The sequence below is a fragment of the Kineosporia sp. NBRC 101731 genome, assembly GCF_030269305.1.
In the GTDB taxonomy this organism is placed as follows: domain Bacteria; phylum Actinomycetota; class Actinomycetes; order Actinomycetales; family Kineosporiaceae; genus Kineosporia.
In genome coordinates this window covers 1-659 of the sequence record NZ_BSTC01000040.1, presented here as the reverse complement: position 1 = coordinate 659, position 659 = coordinate 1, and the positions used below count along the sequence as shown (strand labels likewise).

The window sequence follows — 659 nt, the reverse complement described above, 5'->3', positions numbered from 1 at the left end:
GATCTCTGCTGAGCAGTTGCTCTCGGCCCGGCTTGCTCCGGAGTTGAATCTGCATCCGCTGACGGCGGCGGTGGAGGTCGGTGTCGCGGTCGGGCTGGTACGTGATCTTCCTTTGATCATGGGCTTGTTCGAGCAGGGACGGCTGGACAAGGCCCGCGCGGCGTTGATCACGAAGAAGCTACACACGGCGGGTGAGTACCTGCCCGGGTTCGGGCCCGGTTGCCCGGCCTGGGTCCTGATGGAAGGGATGCTGGCGGCCCGGGCCCCGCAGCTGACCTACGGTGAGCTGCACCGGCTGGTCGAGTTGCTGCTGGTGCAGGTGGAACCCGATGGCGGTAACGCCCGTCACGCCCGGGCCCGGCGGGCGCGTCACGTGCGGGTCGAGGCCCAGCCCGACGGCATGGCCCTGGTCAGCGCTCTGGTCTCGGCCGACGTGGGTCAATGGCTGGACGGATTCCTGGACATCGCGGCCGATGATGAACGCGACCGGGCCGGTGCTGCCGGCACGCCGGACGGGCGAACCCACGACCAGCGGCGGGCCGACGTCCTGGCCGCCCTGGTCCAGGCCCTGGCCGAGGGAACACCGATCCCCCTGGTCCCGGTCACCAACACCAGCACCCACGCCAGCACTGATGCTGACGCCAGCACTGATGCTGACG

The 659-nt window shown here is 69.5% G+C and carries 1 protein-coding gene; it reads left to right on the top strand.

What is annotated here, in order from left to right:
• Positions 1 to 43: 43 nt before the first annotated feature.
• On the top strand, positions 44 to 659 hold a 616-nt coding region (locus tag QSK05_RS35995; RefSeq protein WP_285601902.1), incomplete at its 3' end, for a DUF222 domain-containing protein.